Origin of the sequence: uncultured Eudoraea sp. (genome assembly GCF_947258925.1) — a bacterium.
Classification (GTDB): Bacteria; Bacteroidota; Bacteroidia; order Flavobacteriales; family Flavobacteriaceae; genus Eudoraea.
Genome location: NZ_CAMYKG010000016.1, coordinates 16,759 through 35,426, shown reverse-complemented (window position 1 = coordinate 35,426; position 18,668 = coordinate 16,759). Strand labels below are relative to the sequence as shown.

15 protein-coding genes are annotated in these 18,668 nt (G+C 39.7%); 2 read left to right on the top strand and 13 right to left on the bottom strand.

Annotated features, from left to right (window positions below; genetic code table 11):
• Positions 1-90: 90 nt before the first annotated feature.
• From Q0X77_RS07400 to rnpA, 9 genes are all read right to left on the bottom strand, one after another.
• Positions 91-1,569, bottom strand: a complete 1,479-nt coding sequence (locus Q0X77_RS07400; protein WP_297795319.1) for an acyl-CoA synthetase — start codon at positions 1,567-1,569, stop codon at positions 91-93.
• 54 nt (positions 1,570-1,623) lie between these two features.
• On the bottom strand, positions 1,624-2,685 hold the full coding sequence (locus Q0X77_RS07395; RefSeq protein ID WP_297795316.1) for a Gfo/Idh/MocA family oxidoreductase: 1,062 nt from the start codon (positions 2,683-2,685) through the stop codon (positions 1,624-1,626).
• Between the two features lie 130 nt (positions 2,686-2,815).
• Positions 2,816-3,679, bottom strand: coding sequence for a fructosamine kinase family protein (locus Q0X77_RS07390; protein WP_297795314.1), 864 nt, complete (start codon positions 3,677-3,679; stop codon positions 2,816-2,818).
• 34 nt (positions 3,680-3,713) lie between these two features.
• Positions 3,714-5,357, bottom strand: a complete 1,644-nt coding sequence (glgP, locus tag Q0X77_RS07385) for an alpha-glucan family phosphorylase (RefSeq protein ID WP_297795311.1) — start codon at positions 5,355-5,357, stop codon at positions 3,714-3,716.
• Between the two features lie 89 nt (positions 5,358-5,446).
• Entirely contained in the window at positions 5,447-6,229 is a 783-nt protein-coding gene (locus tag Q0X77_RS07380; protein ID WP_297795309.1) for an SDR family oxidoreductase, read from the bottom strand.
• Positions 6,226-7,107: an SMP-30/gluconolactonase/LRE family protein gene (locus tag Q0X77_RS07375; protein ID WP_297795306.1), complete on the bottom strand. Its 882-nt coding sequence runs from the start codon at positions 7,105-7,107 to the stop codon at positions 6,226-6,228. Before Q0X77_RS07375 ends, Q0X77_RS07380 begins: the two co-directional genes overlap by 4 nt.
• A 13-nt stretch (positions 7,108-7,120) precedes the next feature.
• Positions 7,121-7,966, bottom strand: coding sequence for a fumarylacetoacetate hydrolase family protein (locus tag Q0X77_RS07370; protein ID WP_297795303.1), 846 nt, complete (start codon positions 7,964-7,966; stop codon positions 7,121-7,123).
• A gap of 194 nt (positions 7,967-8,160) precedes the next feature.
• Positions 8,161-9,789 (bottom strand): S41 family peptidase, encoded by a 1,629-nt coding sequence (locus Q0X77_RS07365; protein WP_297795300.1) that lies wholly within the window; start codon positions 9,787-9,789, stop codon positions 8,161-8,163.
• A complete protein-coding gene (gene rnpA / locus Q0X77_RS07360) occupies positions 9,770-10,159 on the bottom strand; it encodes a ribonuclease P protein component (protein WP_297795298.1) in 390 nt (129 codons plus the stop codon). The genes Q0X77_RS07365 and rnpA overlap by 20 nt, the downstream gene beginning before the upstream one ends.
• A gap of 127 nt (positions 10,160-10,286) precedes the next feature.
• On the opposite strand from rnpA, the gene Q0X77_RS07355 reads away from it, so the two are divergent.
• Both Q0X77_RS07355 and Q0X77_RS07350 read left to right on the top strand, forming a co-directional pair.
• Entirely contained in the window at positions 10,287-12,137 is a 1,851-nt protein-coding gene (locus Q0X77_RS07355) for a CBS domain-containing protein (RefSeq protein ID WP_297795295.1), read from the top strand.
• A gap of 3 nt (positions 12,138-12,140) precedes the next feature.
• Positions 12,141-13,346, top strand: a complete 1,206-nt coding sequence (locus Q0X77_RS07350) for a succinylglutamate desuccinylase/aspartoacylase family protein (protein WP_297795292.1) — start codon at positions 12,141-12,143, stop codon at positions 13,344-13,346.
• 42 nt (positions 13,347-13,388) lie between these two features.
• Here Q0X77_RS07350 and Q0X77_RS07345 read toward each other — a convergent pair whose 3' ends face one another.
• From Q0X77_RS07345 to Q0X77_RS07330, 4 genes are all read right to left on the bottom strand, one after another.
• On the bottom strand, positions 13,389-15,131 hold the full coding sequence (locus Q0X77_RS07345; RefSeq protein ID WP_297795289.1) for a M1 family metallopeptidase: 1,743 nt from the start codon (positions 15,129-15,131) through the stop codon (positions 13,389-13,391).
• 135 nt (positions 15,132-15,266) lie between these two features.
• Positions 15,267-16,910, bottom strand: coding sequence for a S8 family peptidase (locus tag Q0X77_RS07340; protein ID WP_297795286.1), 1,644 nt, complete (start codon positions 16,908-16,910; stop codon positions 15,267-15,269).
• Positions 16,911-16,923: 13 nt separating this feature from the next.
• Complete coding sequence (locus Q0X77_RS07335) at positions 16,924-17,820, bottom strand: SMP-30/gluconolactonase/LRE family protein (RefSeq protein WP_297795283.1); 897 nt, start codon at positions 17,818-17,820, stop codon at positions 16,924-16,926.
• A complete protein-coding gene (locus tag Q0X77_RS07330; RefSeq protein ID WP_297795279.1) occupies positions 17,804-18,664 on the bottom strand; it encodes an MBL fold metallo-hydrolase in 861 nt (286 codons plus the stop codon). The genes Q0X77_RS07335 and Q0X77_RS07330 overlap by 17 nt, the downstream gene beginning before the upstream one ends.
• Between the last annotated feature and the right edge of the window lie 4 nt (positions 18,665-18,668).

Genomic DNA, 18,668 nt, shown 5'->3' with positions numbered 1-18,668 from the left:
ACTTTAATATCTCTGTTCAACACCAGGATGGTATTAATAACAACCAAGATGACGATGCCTGCATAAGGAAACCAGGTTAAAAAATCCATATTAAAAAAGGGTTTTAAGTTTATTCTTTGTGACTTTACCCAAAACATTCCTGGGGAGTTTATTTTGAATAATATATTTACGTGGGATTTTATAGCCCGGCAATTTTGTTTTGGCCCAATCGGAAAGTTCATTTAAATCTAAGGCTTTATTACTCGTCAACAAACAGGCGGCAACTACTTCTCCCCATTCTTCATCTTCCACTCCTACTACCGCACAGTCATCAATATCATGATGTCCCCTCAGAACATCTTCAATTTCGAGAGCAGAGATCTTATAACCCCCCGACTTTATAATATCAACACTATCGCGCCCGAGAATTTTATACATCCCGTCGTGAAGCATAGCAATGTCTCCGGTCATAAACCAACCGTCTTTTGTAAAGGCTTTTTTTGTTGCCTCTTCTTTTCTCCAATACTCTTTAAATACACACGGGCCTTTAATTTCAATTTCTCCCGGCATATCTTTATCAAGAATATTTCTATCCTTATCAACCAAACGCATTTCTACACCGGGTAATGGCAGCCCTACATAACCCGGCCGTCTTTCACCACGATATGAATTTGAAAGGCCCATGCCAATTTCGGTCATCCCGTAACGTTCCAATAGCGTTTGTCCGGTAATCGACTTCCATTTTTCCAGAACAGGGACCGGAAGAGCAGCAGATCCCGAAACCATAAGCCGCAACCCGGATGCCGCTTCAGACATTTGCAGTTGATTCTCTTTATCTTCTCCTTCCCAAAACGCAATTAATTTGTAGTAAATAGTAGGCACAGCCATGAAAAGACTCATCTTGCCCGATAAAATTGCACTCCATACTTCCTTAGCTGAGAATTTGGCATGAAATTCACAACAAGCCCCGCTCCATAAGGCACAACTGAGAACATTGATAATTCCATGGACGTGGTGCAAGGGGAGAATATTCAAGATATAATCTTCTTTTGTCCATTCCCAAGCGTCCACCAGGGTGGTAATTTGCGATTGAATTATAGCATGGGTGGTAACTACGCCCTTTGGTTTATTTGTAGTACCACTGGTGTACAACATCATAGCCCTTCTGTCCGGAACTAAATCCGGAAGGACAGAAGAATGATTTTTAAAGATTTCTTTAAGCGTCCTGATTTCTATATTAGAATTAGCTTCAAGCGGTTTAAGAAGCTCATGAAAATCTTCATGAACAATAATAACCATAGCCCCGGAATCTTGTATGACATATTCCATTGAGGGTAAGGGATGTTGGACACATAAGGGAACTGCAATTCCACCGGCAGCCCATATACCCCATTGTACAGCAACATATTCAAAGGATGGCGGAACTAAAAAAGCTATTCTGGCTTCCTTTAAATCTGCTGTATTATTTAATAGATTGGCAGCAACAACAGATGATTTTGTTATCAAATCATCATAAGAGTAAGTGGTATTATCAGAGACAATTGCGGCCCTATTTTTATACAATTTTGCTTTTTCAAATAGCTCCAACATTGTTATATTTTGAATTAGTTATTGTACTTGCGAAGAATTTATTCCATAAAATCCCTAGAGATGTACTGTCTTAGCTGTTCTAAACGATTCATCCGCAGCAAGGACAATTTTTAAACTGTTTACTGCATCTGATAAATGATTGCTCAAATCCAGATCATTTTGAATGGAATTGAGGAAATGTTCCTGCTCCAACAAACAGAGCCCGTCATGATCCGGCTCATCTTCAGTATTGATCAATACGTCTTTTTTAATAAATTTTCCATTTGAATCCAGCTCACCGGAATGTAAAATCAAGCCGCCGGTTTTGGTGTGCCCTTCCACATCATCAGAACCACCCTTTTTTTCATCAGTAATTGAAACACAGCCTTTGGGCCCTATAACATCCTTAACAAAAAAAGCCGTCTCACTGATCATAGGCCCCCAACCCGCTTCATACCAACCAACCGAGCCATCATTAAAACGCACCTGTAACTGTCCGTAATTGTACATGTCTGTACTTATCTCTTCTGTTAATCTTGCCCCTATAGCACTAACACTCAAAGGTTGTGCTCCTGTCATTAAACACATAATATCCACATAATGAACCCCACAGTCAACAATTGGGGACATAGACCGCATTAATTGTTTGTGTGTATACCACTGACCTTCAGAGCTCTGTTGATTAAGGTTCATTCGCATTACCAGGGGCTTTCCAAGGGTTTGGGCTGCTTCTACAAATTTGGTCCAGGCAGGATGTACTCTTAAGATATAACCAACAACTAATTTTTTACGCTTTTCCTTAGCCAAATCAACCAGTTCCAGGGCCTCCCCGACCGTTAAGGCTATAGGTTTTTCGACAAACACATGTGCTCCTGCCTCCAGGCTTTCTCTCACATAGGCCGCGTGGGTGTCCGGATAGGTGCTTATTGCTACAGCATCGGGCTTTGTAGCGGCCAGGGCTCGTTTAAAATCTCCAAATTTAGGTAAGCCTCCTAACTCCTCGGATAATCGTTCCCGACTTTCCTTTCCTCTGCTTACCAGTCCGACTATTTCGAAACCCGGTAATTTATGGTAAGCACGTGCGTGGCTGGTACCCATATTCCCGCAACCCACAACAAGGATTTTAATTTTATCCATATTAAGATATTATCTCGTTTAGAGGCAAAAAAGCAAGAGTTCAATAAGCTTAAAAATAACACACTTTTATGTATTTGATGGCAAAACAAGCTTTTTATTAAAGCAACTTAGCAATAAGAACAAGCAGACTTTAATTAAAATGTGTGTTCACGATATTTTTAACCGATTGATAATAAGACCTTCCAAATAAATTTAAATGTACCAGCAAATAGTATAATTGATAGACCGCCATGCGGTTAGACTCACCTGGTTGGCAAGGGTTAATTTCATAATATGCCTTATAAAAAGCAGAACCAAATCCGCCAAAGAGTCGCGACATAGATAAATCTATTTCACTATGTCCAAAATAGATAGCGGGATCTATAAGATAGGGGGCTCCGTTTTCGGCAATTAAATAATTTCCACCCCATAAATCGCCATGTAATAAGGATGGGTTAACATCTGAACAATATGAGCTGATTACGGTTTGGAGCTTTATACTTCCGGGAATTTCATTTTTGGCTAAGAGTTTTTGATGTATGGCAAGCTGAAACTGTGGAATTAATCGTTCATTTATATAAAATGAAACCCAGTTATCATGCTTTTGGTTAGATTGAGGTAAACTCCCGATAAAATTTGAATTTTCCCATCCAAAATAAGGAGAGGCGGTTTGATGCATAGCTGCGAGTTGAGCTCCAAAAACTTCCAAATCCTCGGGATCAGGGCTTTTAGAAGGCACATACTCCATTAACAAACAAGCTCCTTCTTCTAATTCTCCAACAGCATAAACATTGGGGGTTTTTAAGGTTTTGGTTTTGGAAATCGCGTCCAAACCATCAGCTTCGGCCTCAAACATGGACCTGGCAGCAGCGGAACTATTTATTTTACAAAAAACACGATCAGCAGTCGTATATAATACAAAAGCCCTGGAAATATCACCACCCGATACGGGCACACATTTATTGATTTTAGTACCAAGCAGTAAACCAATAGAATCCTTAACCTCCGGTTTCATTTTCTTTGATTAAAGAGCCCTCAGTTATGCTCTTCTATTTATAGAGTTTATTATAATATTCATCGGCCATACGGCGGCTGGTAAAAGCCGGAATAACCCCGTCAATACCTTTAAAAACCATTTCCTGCCATTTTTCAGGCTTGTCATAATAGGTAGGAAGCACCTTTTTTTCCAGTGCTTCATAGAGGTTAGCACTATCAAATTTATCCTGTTCCCAGGCGGGAGTTCTAAAATCTGCTTCGGGAAGAACAAATGCATTTTTCCCATTTTTAGCAAATTCCGGAATCCATCCATCGTTTATAGTTAAGTTTATTGAACCATTCATGGCAGCGGTCATTCCACTGGTACCGGAAGCTTCACGTGTAATTCTAGGGGTATTCAACCAGACATCGGAACCTGTTTTAAGTTTGCGTGAAAGCTCCATTTCATATCCAATAAGGACCGCCATATTTGGCTTGTATTTTGTATAATTTACCAGGTGATTAAACATGTCTATAGAATAGTAATCGGTAGGATATGGTTTCCCCGCCCAAATAATCTGAACCGGCTGATCCGTGGAGGAGGCAAGTTTTTCAAAGCGTTCGAGATCATGTAACAACAGGTCTGCCCTTTTATATTGAGCAAACCTTCTCGCCCAGACTATCGTTAGGACATTGGGGTCAAAAAGTTTCCCTGTCTGATCTAATACCACATCAAAAAGCTGAGATTTTAATTCCAGTTTTCGCTTTCGAAAGGCTTTATCATTAAGGTTTTTCCATGCCTTGGCCAGGGTACTGTCCTGCCAAAAACGCTGGTTTTGGGAATTGGTTATTGGAATAATTTTACTTGTTCCTTCAAAACTATTCCACATATTATTTGCTACAACCGCGTGGAGTTTGGAAACGGCGTTAACCCTTTTTGACATTCTCAGGGCAGCTACCGTATAGTTCAACATATCGTCATTCACCACTTCTTTCTGTAACTCTTCTTCTGTAAGCGTTCTACCAAAGAAACCACAATTATTCAGCATTTGCCCATTTCGCTCCATATTCCCGGCTTTTTCGGGCGTATGGGTTGTAAAAAATAGTTGGTTTTTTGAAACTCCATTGTCACGGAGGTGATAAAAAGCGGGTAAAGCATGTCCTTCGTTCAAATGATATATGTCTGCCCCTCCCAATTGCTGAACAACCTTGGCACCTCCAACCCCGAGCACGATATTTTGTGAGATACGGGTTAAGGTATTATTGTCATATAAATGATCTGTTATGGTTTTAGACAAATGATCATTACCGGGGACATCCGTGGAAAGCAGATAGATTGGTACAGAACCAAATATTTCCGGTTTTAGGACATATGCGCGAACTTTAACAGAGGGGTTGTCGTGAATTTTTACCTCTACTTCTATTCCTGAATCTTCCAAAAAATTGTAGTGTTTTTCAATAAAATTAGTTCGCAGGGTCTGGTCGGTGTTTCTCCCTTGATCATAATACCCATATTTCCACAACATACCTATTCCAATCATATTCTGCTTCAATTCCATTGCTGAAATCATATGAGATCCGGCAAGGAAACCCAGGCCTCCTGAATAGATTTTAAGCGCCTGATGAATTGCAAATTCCATGCTAAAATAAGCAGCTCTTTTTTTATATTTTGTATCAATTTTATAAGGATGATACCATGTATTGTATTTACTAGACATAAATGGGTGTTTTTTAAGAAGCCACTAATTTAAAATATTAGTAATGAATTGCGAGAGAAAGAATCTTTTTTTTAATATTAAAATATCTACTATTCGAGGTCTTCAGGATAACGGCCAATAACAGTCCATCCTCCGTCAACAACAAGAGTTTGTCCATTTATATGAGCAGCCCCTTCCGAAAGGAGAAAAAGACAAGTTTCAGCCATGTCCTTCGGCTTACCAACGATACCCGTTGGGATAAGTTTACCCCAGGTTCCGGCATAGTCTGGTTCTTCCTCTTTTGTGCGTTCTGTAAGGGTTGCACCCGGGGCAACAGCATTGACAGTGATTTGATGAGGTGCAAGTGCAAGTACCAGGCTTTTAGCCATCATTTGCAGGGCAGCTTTAGTCATAGAATAGGCCGTTAAATCAGGGTATCCTTTAATACCCGTAATGGAAGACATAAGGACTATACGCCCTCCATTGCCTTGTTTTTTCATGATTTCCCCTGTTTTTTGTACCAGGAAAAAAGCGCCTTTCATGTTAAGGCTTATCACTTCGTCAAATTCTGAGGGGGTAAACTTAAAAAAATCACCGAAGAGTGTAATCCCGGCATTGGGAATAACAAAATCTATCTGGCCATATTTCTCTATTGTAAATTGAACAAGCTTATCAATTACCTCCATATCACCCGCATCACCAACAAATAAGGAACAACGATCCGGAAATTTTTTTTCAAGGCCCGCAAATGAGCTTTTCACTGCCTTTTTATCAAGGTCGTTTACAACTACTCTTGCACCGTTTTTCAGCAATAACTCAGCTATAGCATAACCTATACCCATGCCAGCCCCGGTTATTATTGCTACTTTATCCTTTATTCCATTGTAAATCATACAATGCCTTTAAAACAATTTACTTTAAATCCCCCAATTTCTGTTTTATAACTAAACAGGCCCCCGCTTTTAGGAAAAGCCTTAAGATCTTTTTCCGACATACCGCCACGGGCAGTAGTGATATAGAGAGTTTTCAGGTCTTTCCCGCCAAAGGTGCAGGATGTGACCTGCGGTGCATCTACAGCAACTTTCTGCAATACTTTCCCTGTAGCAGGGTTCCACCGTCTCACACATGAACCCCCCCAATGGGCTATCCATAACATCCCTTCCCGATCTATGGTCATTCCATCTGCTGCACCATAGGATTTTGGAATTTTAAATACAGTTCGCCGGTTGGAAATTTCACTGGTGGTATTGTCAAAATCAAATTCCCAAACCTCATAAACAGCCGAATCAATATAGTAAAATTTACGATCATCCGGAGACCAGGACATTCCATTTGATATTGATGTATTTTTAATTTGTAAACTTACCTTTAAGTTTTTATCAACCTTAAACAGATTGCCATAGCCGGGTTTAAGGTTTTTATGCATGGTTCCCAGCCACAAATTCCCATTAGCATCACATTTGCCATCATTAAACCTTAAATCAGGATCGGAGTTTTCCAGGACAGCAAGGCGCTTGAGTTCATTAGTCTGGCAATTGAAGGAAGTCAAACCTGTCTCTGTTGCTAAGATTAATTTTCCATCACCAACAGGAATAACGGCACCTATCATTTCATCAAATTCCCATTCAGAATTCTTAGCGGTATTTGTGTGGTGCCTATGGAGAACCCCAGCCTCAATATCGACCCAAAAAAGTTGTCCGGATTCATGATCCCAAAAAGGACCTTCTCCCAGGCTAGCCTTTGCACCATAAACCAGGTTTGCTTTTTGCACCCTCAATTTAAGTTTAGATCATTTTTTGTTTTTGTGTTCCCAGCCCTTCAATACCTAATTCAACCAAATCTCCTTTAGCAAGGTACGATGGCGGATCCAAACCTATACCAACCCCTGCAGGTGTTCCGGTTGATATTAAATCACCAGCTTCAAGAAGCATAAATTGGGACAGGTAATAAATAATAAAAGCGGGCCTGAAGATCATAAACGACGTATTGCCATTTTGCCTTAACTCGCCATTTACAGACAAGGTCATTTTTAAATTTTCGAGATCACCTAATTCATCCGGGGTTGCGAGATATGGACCAACCGGACTGAATCCGGGGCATGATTTACCTTTGATCCACTGCCCTCCTTTTTCCAATTGAAACGTACGCTCAGACAAATCGTTAATAATGCAATATCCGGCAATGGCCTCTGCAGCTTCGGCCTCATTTTTAAGATAGAGTACGTTTCTTTTCAGCACCACACCGAGTTCAACTTCATAATCTGTTTTGGTAGAATTTTTTGGAATGGCTACATCATCATAAGGTCCGCTTAAGGTGTTGGTGGCTTTACCAAAGATTATCGGTTCTTCCGGGATCGCCATATTAGATTCGGCTGCATGTTCAGAATAATTCAGGCCGATACACATAATCATGCCGGGCCTGCTAATGCAGGAAGCGTGTCTTATGGAGTCGGCAATTACCGGCAAACCTGAAGCATTCGCTTCGAGGTATTTCTTAAGTTTTTCCAAGCCATTATTCTGAAAAAAAGCACTATCCCAATCTTTGAATTCTTTTGAACAGTCTAATCGTTTACCCTGGTAAAAAACGCCGGGCTTTTCATTTCCTTTTTCTCCAAAACGTATTAGTTTCATAATGGGATTTTAATATGATAAGTTTATTCCTTGATTTGCCATCGACTGAATATTTTTCCGGGACTATGAAAAAATGAGACCAGAACAAGGTAAGCGGAAATTTTTAAAAAACAAGATAAAACCTCCCTGAGATTTCAATTCTAAGAAGAGCATGAATATCTCAATGGATAAGAAACTTATGAAGTGATTATATATTACCTTAAAATAGACTGGTATTTTGCGTTATCTTCCAAAATACCGGTAGCCGATAATATAGCTTCATCATTTTTCAAATAATACTGATAAAGACCCTCCCTGTAGAAATAGCGCTTAACGATTTCATCCTTCAGATTTAGTTGAATTTCCTCCTGATAGGTATCGAGCGCATTGAGTTTACTTGTGTTTATCTCCGCCAATAGATTTTTATAACCGGCTTCTATTTCTTCGCCATATATAGCTTTATCATCACTTGAGATCGCTTCCTTTAAGGCTTTTTCTGTTTTGGTTTCAAAACTGAAATTGCTATTTGAAACATAGGTTTTAAAATCATTATAGTCCGAAGAATTAAAGGTAAAGGCATCAATATCTGCTACGGTATTTTCATAGTAATACTTCGTTGCAAAATCAAAAATTACACTTTTGTTAACCAGCGCTTTCGTCAGGGAATTTGATTTTAGGGCAGCTATTTCGATATCGGGCATAACGCCTCCTCCATCTTCTACTTTTCTGCCATTCCTCGTTTTAAACTCATTGAATTTTGTAGTTCTCACCGCCTTGCCATTTTCATCTCTGTTCCAATAATCCAGGGATTGAATACAACGTCCTGAGGTGGTATAGTATCTGGAAATGGTAACTTTTAGCTGTGTCCCATAGGTAAGCCGGAGTGGACGTTGTACCAGGCCTTTTCCAAAACTTCTTGCCCCCATAATTACGGCGCGGTCCAAATCCTGCAGACTTCCTGAAACAATTTCACTGGCTGATGCGCTTCCTCCATTTACCAATACAACCAGGGGGATATCTTCATCCACAGCTTGATTTTTGGTTTTGTATTCCCTGTTGAACTTTTTCACCTTGGATTTTGTGGTAACAATCAACTCTCCTTTTGGAACAAAGAGATTTGTTACGTTGATGGCTTCAGATAACAGCCCTCCGGGATTTCCCCTGAGGTCCAAAATAATTTGCTGTGCACCCTGCCCTTTTAAATCCCGGAGGGCAGCTTTGGTTTGTGAAGAGGCTTTAGCATTAAATTTGGATAAAACAATATAACCTGTTTTTTCATTTACCATACTGTAAAAAGGAACGGCATCAACTTCTATAGCTTCCCTTTCTATAACCGCTGTATTTGTTTTGCCTTGCCTTTTAAAAGTTACTTCCACCTTGGTGTTATTGGACCCTTTTAATAATTCACTGGCATCATCTTTAAAATCAGCAATAGAAATATCCCCGATTTTAACAATTTCATCTCCCGCTTTTAAACCGGCTTTATCTGCCGGAGAACCTTTATATGGCTCAATAATCACCAGTTTGTTGTCATAGGAACGAACCAAAGATCCTATCCCCGAATATTTACCGGCATTACTTATTTTGTAAGCCTCAACATCCTGTTCATTCAGGAATTTGGTATATGGATCCAGATCATCGAGCATATTTTTTATGGCTGTATCCATAAGCTCTGCAGGATTGGTCTCATCCACATAGTTCATATTGAGTTCCTTGAACAGGGTGGTAAAAATTTCTATCTGTTTGGCTATTTCAAAAAAATCGCTTTTAAAGCTACTTCCAACAACCAGCATAACAACCGCTACTACAGGCACCAGTATTTTCTTACTTATTCGCACTTTCATTAGTTACTTTTATTAAAAATTTTTTTAGAATAAACTTCATATGCTTTTCTACCTCCATATAGCTAGGTATTTCGTTTCCAAGGTATAAAAATAGAAACGCAAAGCTTCCCTCTATGTTGTTAAAAATTTCTTCTTTGTTTAGCCTGTAGCTTTCGCGCATAAGCCTTTTAATTCGATTTCTTTGGACAGCATTTTTAAAATTTCTTTTAGGCACGGTAACACCGCATTGAATTTTAGGACCTGAAGTTTCCTCCATGTCCAGATAGATCAATTTTAAAGGGAAGCTGGTAATATTTTTACCCTCCTCAAAAACCTTGCGAATTATGATTTCGCTTTTTAATTTTTCTTTTCTTGGAAATTTAGAGGTCATAATGCCGCTAAATTAAGCAATAAACCCATGCCCGGGGAGTATGATAATTATCATATTTATCCCTGAACTAGGATTTTATCTTGCATTGAATTATATTTCAAAATTATACACCTAAATACCGCTCAATATGGGGGAACTCAATGTTAAGAAACTTACCAAAAACGAGGATAAAGTTGGATATATAGACCAACTGCTTACAGACATTGAAGCACTGGAGTATATGTTGAAGAACAAAATGTTTAAGAAAACGCCTATTCGTATTGGTGCAGAACAGGAATTCTGTCTTGTGAATGAAAAATGGGAACCCACAAATAAAGCAGATAAGATCCTTGAAGACATCAATGATCCTCATTTTACTTCCGAATTAACCTTGTATAACCTGGAGATAAACCTGGACCCCATTGTATTAAATGATCGATGTTTCTTTGAGCTGCACAATCAATTGAGAGAACTACTCGGAAAAGCAGTATCAAGTGCAGATAAGTTTGGGACGAAAGTTATTTTAACGGGCATTTTACCAACAGTTGACACAAACTTTTTGGACACTTCCTATATGACGCCTTTAAAAAGGTATCACGTTTTAAATGAAGCTATTAAGGACATTAGGAAAGAAGATATAGAATTACACATCAAAGGCGTAGATGAAGTGAACCTTCATCATAAAACTATACTATACGAGGGTTGTAACACCAGTTTCCAAGCGCACCTTCAGATAGACCCTGATGATTTTGCAGACACCTATAACTGGGCACAGGCAATTTCCGGCCCGATACTATCTGTCTGCGCCAATTCACCTTTATTATTAGGCCAGGAATTATGGGAAGAAACGCGAATTGCCCTGTTCACTCAAAGCGTTGATACCAGGGCAAGTACCTTTATACTCAACGAAAAGGAGTCCAGGGTGGGATTTGGAAATGACTGGATCCAAGGATCTGTTGTAGATTTTTATCAGGATGCTGTGATCAGGTTCAGGAGTCTTTTGACCACGGACTTTGAAACCGACAGCATGACCCTGCTAAAGGATGGAAAAGTGCCAAAACTCAGGGCTTTAGCCCTTCATAATGGAACCATCTATAAATGGAACCGGGTTTGTTATGGGATTACAGATAATGTGCCACATTTGAGAATTGAGAACAGATATATGCCGTCCGGGCCAACCACTACCGATGAAATAGCCAATATGATGTTATGGGTAGGGGTCATGATGGGCAAACCAAAAGAATTTGATGAAATTCATACTAAAATGAATTTTAAAGATATAAAAGGGAACTTCTTTAATGCCGCCAGATATGGTATGGCCGCTCAGTTTTACTGGGACGGACAACTGATTAGCAGTCATGAGTTGTTACTCGATCATTTATTACCAATGGCTTTCCGCGGACTCTACAGGATGGGGGTTTCACCAAGGGATGCTGAGCGCTATTTGTCAGTTATCGAAAACAGGATTCATTCAAATAATGGTTCCAGATGGATGATAAAAGCGTTCCGTAAACTTCAGGAAAATTATAAGATCCCGGACGCCCTTAAAATTTTGGTAGCCACTATGCACCAAAGACAGGAAAAACATTACTCTGTTGATATATGGCAATTACCAAGGGGAGACGAATACAAAATTCCTGATGAGGATCTTACTGTAAAAGATCGCATGAATAGAAAAACAATTACCGCCCAGGAAAATGATAGTGCTGAATTGGTTTTAAAAATGATGCTTTGGAAAAATATACATCATGCACCCATTTTGGATAATAACCTTGATTTAAGCGGACTGCTTACATGGACAGATGTTGAAAACTATCTAAAAGACCCCGGGAAATTAAAAGAAAGTATTGCCTCTATAATGACAAAGGACCTTATTACCACTTCTCGGGATACGCCATTAAAAGAAGCAGCAGCGATTATGAAAAAAAACAAAATAAATTGTTTACCGGTTGTAGAAGGAAAGAAATTAATTGGAATTATAACCAGCAATGACCTCTAATTGATGACTGAGCAGCATACCCAACTAATTAAAGACACTGAAACCACAAGAATAATAGGGCATATTTCCGGAAAGGAACCGGGCCCTACATTGATTTTATTTGGTGGTATACACGGGAATGAACCATCTGGTGTTGAGGCACTTGAGAAGGTTTTTTCTGATTTAAAGGCCGATACACCTGAATTAACCGGGACAATTGTTGGAATTAAGGGGAACATACCGGCCCTCCTAAAAAAGAAACGATTTTTGGAGCACGACCTCAACCGAATCTGGACACTTCCCGGCATTGACAAAATTAAAAATAAAAGCGAATCAGAACGATCTGTAGAAGAAAACGAATTGTCGGCTCTTCATCAATTAATTTCAGACATCTTTGCAAAACACCCGCCACCATATTATTTTATAGATTTTCATACTACTTCAAGCCCTACCTTGCCCTTTATAACCATTAATGATGCCTTGATAAACCGTGAATTTGCGAGCCTGTTTCCGGTTCCTGTTATTTTGGGGATAGAGGAATATCTGGAAGGACCTCTATTGAGTTATATCAATGGAAAGGGCTATGTTTCCCTTGGATTTGAATCGGGGCAACATTTTACCCAGGAAGCTGTGACCAATACAATTTCTTTTATCTGGTTGGCCATGATATATAGTGGTGTTCTTGATAAAGACATGGTACCCGATTACAAAAAGCATCTGGATCAGCTTCGGTCATCGGCAAATGGCAACAGAATTTTCTATGAAGTAATCCACAGGCACCGTATTACCAATGCTGATAATTTTCAAATGCATCCCGGATTTCGAAGTTTTGATGATTTACAAAAAGGCACGGCCATGGCCACCCATAACGGAAAGGAAATCAAAGCCCTCAAAGATACCATAGTGTTCATGCCCCTTTATCAGGTTCAGGGCGAAGAAGGATTTTTTCTGATACGTAAAATACCATCATGGATATTGTCTTTTTCGGCCTTTTTGCGCAGAATTAAATTTGATTCCTTTTTGGTGTTGCTACCAGGTATTTCCTGGTCGAATCATAGCCGTGAGAAACTTATGGTAAATTTAAAAGTAGCCAGGTTTTTTAATAAACCATTTTTTCACCTTTTAGGGTATCGCAACAGAATGGTTGATGAAACGCATTTAACATTGATTAACAGGGAGCAGGCTTCTAAAAATGGCATGTACAAAGATGCCTTTTGGTATAAAAAGTAAGCCATTCAGGCTTTAGTATTGGATCTCTTTCTAAGCCTGTATTTATTCTGAAGCCTGCCAAATATTATTTCCAAAGTTTATATCTGCCATGAGCTGTGAAGGATCTATTAGTACGGCTTTGATGGTGTTAAGGGGCTTGTCAATTACAAAGTCATAGGCGGGAAAAGCCCAGGGCCAGTCCGGCAAAGTTGTTCTTTCAATGCTGGCATAGGGGTTAGCTTTCTGACCCCTCATCATTCGCAAGGGGATATAAAAGGTTTCTCTGGTTCCATCTTCATAAACCAATAAAATATCCAGCGGCATTGGCATAAGGCCTATACGTTCCAGCTGTATTTTGGTTTTAGCTCCATCAGCTTCAACACTTTTCAAGGCATAGTCAATAGTATTGGTAGTTTCTGTCCAATCTGTAAGGTACCAGTCTAACTCTATTCCCGATACCTTTTCAGCTGTTCTTTTGATATCATTTGGTATAGGATGCTTAAATTTAAAGGCATCGAAATACGCCCTGAGCGTTTCCATTAATTTATCCTGCCCTATTATATACCCTAGTTGAGACAGAAAGATGGATCCTTTATTATAAGCCGAAGTACCATAGGACCTGTTCAGCGCATAACGGTCTGCATGGGTTGACTGAGGTTGCTCGTCACCGGATTGCACAAGAGCGTAATAACTGCTATATGTTCTTTCAAAAGGATTGTCTTTCTGTTGATTCATTACTTTATTCATACATAAACTCGAAATGAATTGGGTAAAGCCCTCGTCCATCCACGCATGCTTTAATTCATTGGTGGCCAAAACGTGCTGGAACCAGGAATGGGCCAATTCATGTATCGTTACACCTACCAGGCTCGGGAACTTTCGCTCCCCCGTAATAAGGGTGCTCATCGCATATTCCATACCGCCATCTCCTCCCTGTATTACGGAATACTGCTTATAGGGATAAGGGCCGATATTTGCATTGAAAAAATCCATGGCTTCAACAGTTTTTGGCTGTAAATTTTTCCAGTTCTCAAGTAGTTCCGGCTTGTCCTTGTAAAAGAAATGCAAGGTTGTTCCATTTTCCATCTTTAGTGAATCATGGATATATTCCGGGTCGGCGGCCCACATAAAATCATGTACCATTGGAGCCTTAAAATGCCAGGTAAGGGTTTTACCTTTTTGTTTTTTGATTTTACTACCCGGAGCTTCATAGCCATATCCAATTTCCTGTGGATTTTGTAAGTAACCACTGGCCCCGATGATGTAATTTTTATCCAGGGTAATCTTAACATCAAAATCTCCCCATACACCATGAAATTCCCTTCCGATATAGGGATCTGCATGCCAGCCCTCAAAATCATATTCCGCTAATTTGGGATACCACTGGCTCATAGACAATGCAATTCCTTCAGCATTATCCCTCCCGGAGCGTCTTATTTGTATGGGCACCTGCCCTTCAAATTTCATGTTGAACGTACTTTTAGCCCCAGGGGGAATTGGTTTTGCCAGTTCCACCTCCAGAACGGTTCCCTCCAGGCTGAAAGAGACATTTTCACCATCCTGGGTTAACGAAGAAGCCCTGAGATAGCCTATCTCATCAGGTTTGAGATTTGCAATCCTGCTCTGGCCGTTTACAAACATCCTGCCATCGGGATCTTGAATATTTTGCAACCTGATATCCATTTCGCTCCCGGGCTGAAATGCATTGAAATACATATGAAAGTAAACACGGTTCAGCTGATCCGGGGAATTGTTTGAATACACCAATGTTTGCGTACCCGTATATTGGAAATTTTCAACATTCATTGACACGTCCATCTTGTAATCAACATGCTGCTGCCAGTAAGAATGATTAGTTTGCGCTTGCAGGCATAACAAGCCGACGAGGAAAACAAAAAGGAATTTGAAAAATTTATGAGGTAGATACATCGCTATAAAACATTATAAATTTTTAGATATGTTATTCGCCTTAGATAGATTACTCGCCATAATCAACGCATTATAGGCATTGACCATTTTCCCCGATTTAGAGACCTGATTAAATGGTTTAGACTTGGCAGTATCTCCTGATAGAATTACCGAAGCAGAGGAACTCAGCCCTGAGGCGATAAGAATATTTTTTACATCTGAAGCCTTAAGTTTTGGATAGTGAGAACGGATAAGCGCTGCAATTCCTGAAACCATTGGGGCAGCCATGGAAGTACCATTTTGAAATTCGTATTCATTTTCCGGCATAGTCGAATAAATACTGTAACCAGGTGCAAAAACATCAACATTCATTTTTCCATAATTGGAGAAAGAAGCTACCATTTCAGAGCCATATTTATTTCTTAAGGCACCTATAGTGATTAAGTTATCGGTTATTTCGTTCCCTTTGGTATCGGCATGATCGTTAGGATAGTTTGTATTATTCGGATCATCCAAATCAAGTCCATCATTGCCGGCCGCATGTACTATAAGCACGTCATTATCCGCGGCATATTTTATGGCGTCATAAACCCAATCGGAATTCAATGAATAAGACTTGCCAAAACTTGCATTGATAATCTTAGCTCCGTTATCTACTGCATACCGGATTCCTAAGGCGATATCTTTGTCGTATTCATCCCCGTTTGGTACAGCCCTGATACTCATTATTTCAACATTATTGGCCACCCCGTTAATCCCTAATCCGTTGTTTCGTTCAGCTGCAATTATGCCTGCGACATGTGTTCCGTGACTCTCATCCTTTACCCTGTTGTTGGGATTTCCATTTCCATAACCTAAATCCATAAGGTCATAAGGGTCGTCGCCTACTATTTTCCTGCCATCAAAATCTACATTAAGGTGGTAATTTACACGTTCGGTAAAATAAGTTAAACCTGCGTTTAATTCTTTTATTACATCCGGGATACTGTCTGCAACACCATACATCTGCTTTAGTACAGCAACATATTGCAACAAGGCCTGATCTTCTGTCTTTATAGCAAGAACATCTTTTTTAGAATAGGCATCTTTAGCCAGATATTTCTTAATAGCGGCATCTGCGTCTTTTACGGTTTTGAGAATTTGCTCATATCGCATTTTGTTTTGCGATTCTTTGGAATATTCAGCCTGTTGTTCGGCTTTTGCCTTTTCCTGGATAGCATTATCCCCCATCTTTAGTTTTATAATCCGTACATATTCCAATTGTTCGTTATAGGATTCCCCTAAAAAGTTATACCCATGGATGTCATCTATGTAACCATTATTATCATCATCTATACCGTTACCGGCACGTTCTTTTTTATTGGTCCAGATGACATCATCCAGGTCTTCATGTTCAAGATCAATTCCGGAATCGAGTACTGCTACAATGACCTTCTTCCCTTTTTTATTCTTTATAATTTCGTCATAGGCCTTGTTGAGGCTAATCCCCGGAATAGTATCGGAAATGAGATCTTTATGTCCCCATGTTTCATTCTCTGTCTCTGTAAGATCAGAAACTTTGAGCGGAACCGTATCAATTTTTTCCAGTGGGGTTAATACCAATTTTGTATTGCCACAGCTCACCAAAAAGATAGTAAGCGCAGCAGAAAAAGCCAATTTTAAATGTTTCAGAGTCATATTAAATTTATATTTAGTAATGTATTTTTGAATAATAGCTTCCCGGGTTTAGTGCGACAAAGGTTTCCAGGCAACCCCTGTCAGCCATCGTTACATAACAATTAAGTCCTTTTTCCCCGCCAAAGGTAATATTTGAAGGCTTCTTACCCTTAAGGGTTACTTCCTTAATTAGCTTCCCCTCTGGCGAAAAAATGGCTACAGTGCCTTTGTCATAGCGGGTCACATAAAGGTTTCCCTGTTTATCACACCGCATTCCGTCCAGCCCAAAATCGGTAAAGCTTACAAATTCCTTTTTATTGCTTAACCTTCCGTTCTCTTCGATATCATATTGCCAAATAACCCTTTGTACAGATTCGTTCACATAAAGGGTTGTATTATCAGGACTAACTTCTATCCCATTCGTTGTGCCCATACCTTCTTCGAGCAATAGCAATTCTCTTTCGGGGGTAACCATCCAGAGGTTTCCGGTGCTTTCAGCCCAATTAGGGTCACTGAGGTATATAACGCCTGCCGGACCAATAGCCAGATCGTTGGGTTGATTCATCGTTGAATCCTGCACCCATATTTCAGGGGTTCTGCTGCCTTTTTTAATTCTGTAAACTTTATGGCCTAAATAGTCTGCGATAAACATATTTCCATTAAGATCAAAACGTATGCCATTGCCTATACTGCCTTCCGGTAAACTGATAAAAATTTCAGCTTCCCCTGCCTTGTTTACCTTACCGATGGTACCCTCTTTGTTGAAATTGACGGCAAAAAGGTCTCCATTTTCATCTACGGCCGGCCCTTCAATACCTGCTGTGAAAGCAAATTCTTCGGTAAAATCTTCACTTCGCAATTCCTTCTCTTTACAGCTGCAAAGAGGAGATATAAAAAACAGGAACAGAAAGGACTTAATTAAAAATTTCATCAAATGTGTGGCTTTTATTAAGTCTGATTCCCTTTTCGGTATGTGCAACAGTGCATACTTCATTATGGGCATCGTGCTCCATGAACAAATAAAAATTATCGTCTGCGGCGGTGTTTAAGAAAGCCGCTTTTTCGCTGAGTGTTAGCAAGGGCCTTGTGTCGTAGCCCATGATATATGGTACCGGGATATGCCCTACGGTTGGCAATAAATCTGCCATAAAAACGAGGGTCTTGCCTTTATAATGGATATGGGGTAACATTTGTTTGTCGGTATGCCCGTCCACAAACAAAATTCCAAATCCCAGTTCTGAACTATCCATAAAGGGATATTCTTCCCTATTTATAAATTTTAACCGGCCACTTTCTTCCATTGGCAGCAGATTTTCTTTTAGAAAAGAAGCTTTCTCCCTGGGATTGGGTTTAGTGGCCCAGTTCCAGTGGTCTTCATTGGTCCAGTAATTCGCATTTTTAAAGGCAGGCTCATAGCCTGTGTGATCTTTATTCCATTGAACACTGCCGCCACAGTGATCAAAATGAAGATGGGTCATAAACACATCGGTAATATCATCCCGTACAAAGCCCTCTTTTTTAAGGGAAGCATCCAGGCTATGATTTCCCCATCTGTAGTAATAGCTAAAAAATTTTTCTGATTGTTTATTCCCCATCCCGGTATCAATAAGAATAAGCCGGTTGCCATCTTCTATAAGAAGGCTTCTGGCAGCAATATCTATCATATTATTGCTATCTGCCGGATTGGTTCTATGCCACAATGATTTAGGTACTACCCCAAACATTGCGCCTCCATCCAATTTAAAATTTCCGGTTTCAATGGGATATAAGATCATTCAT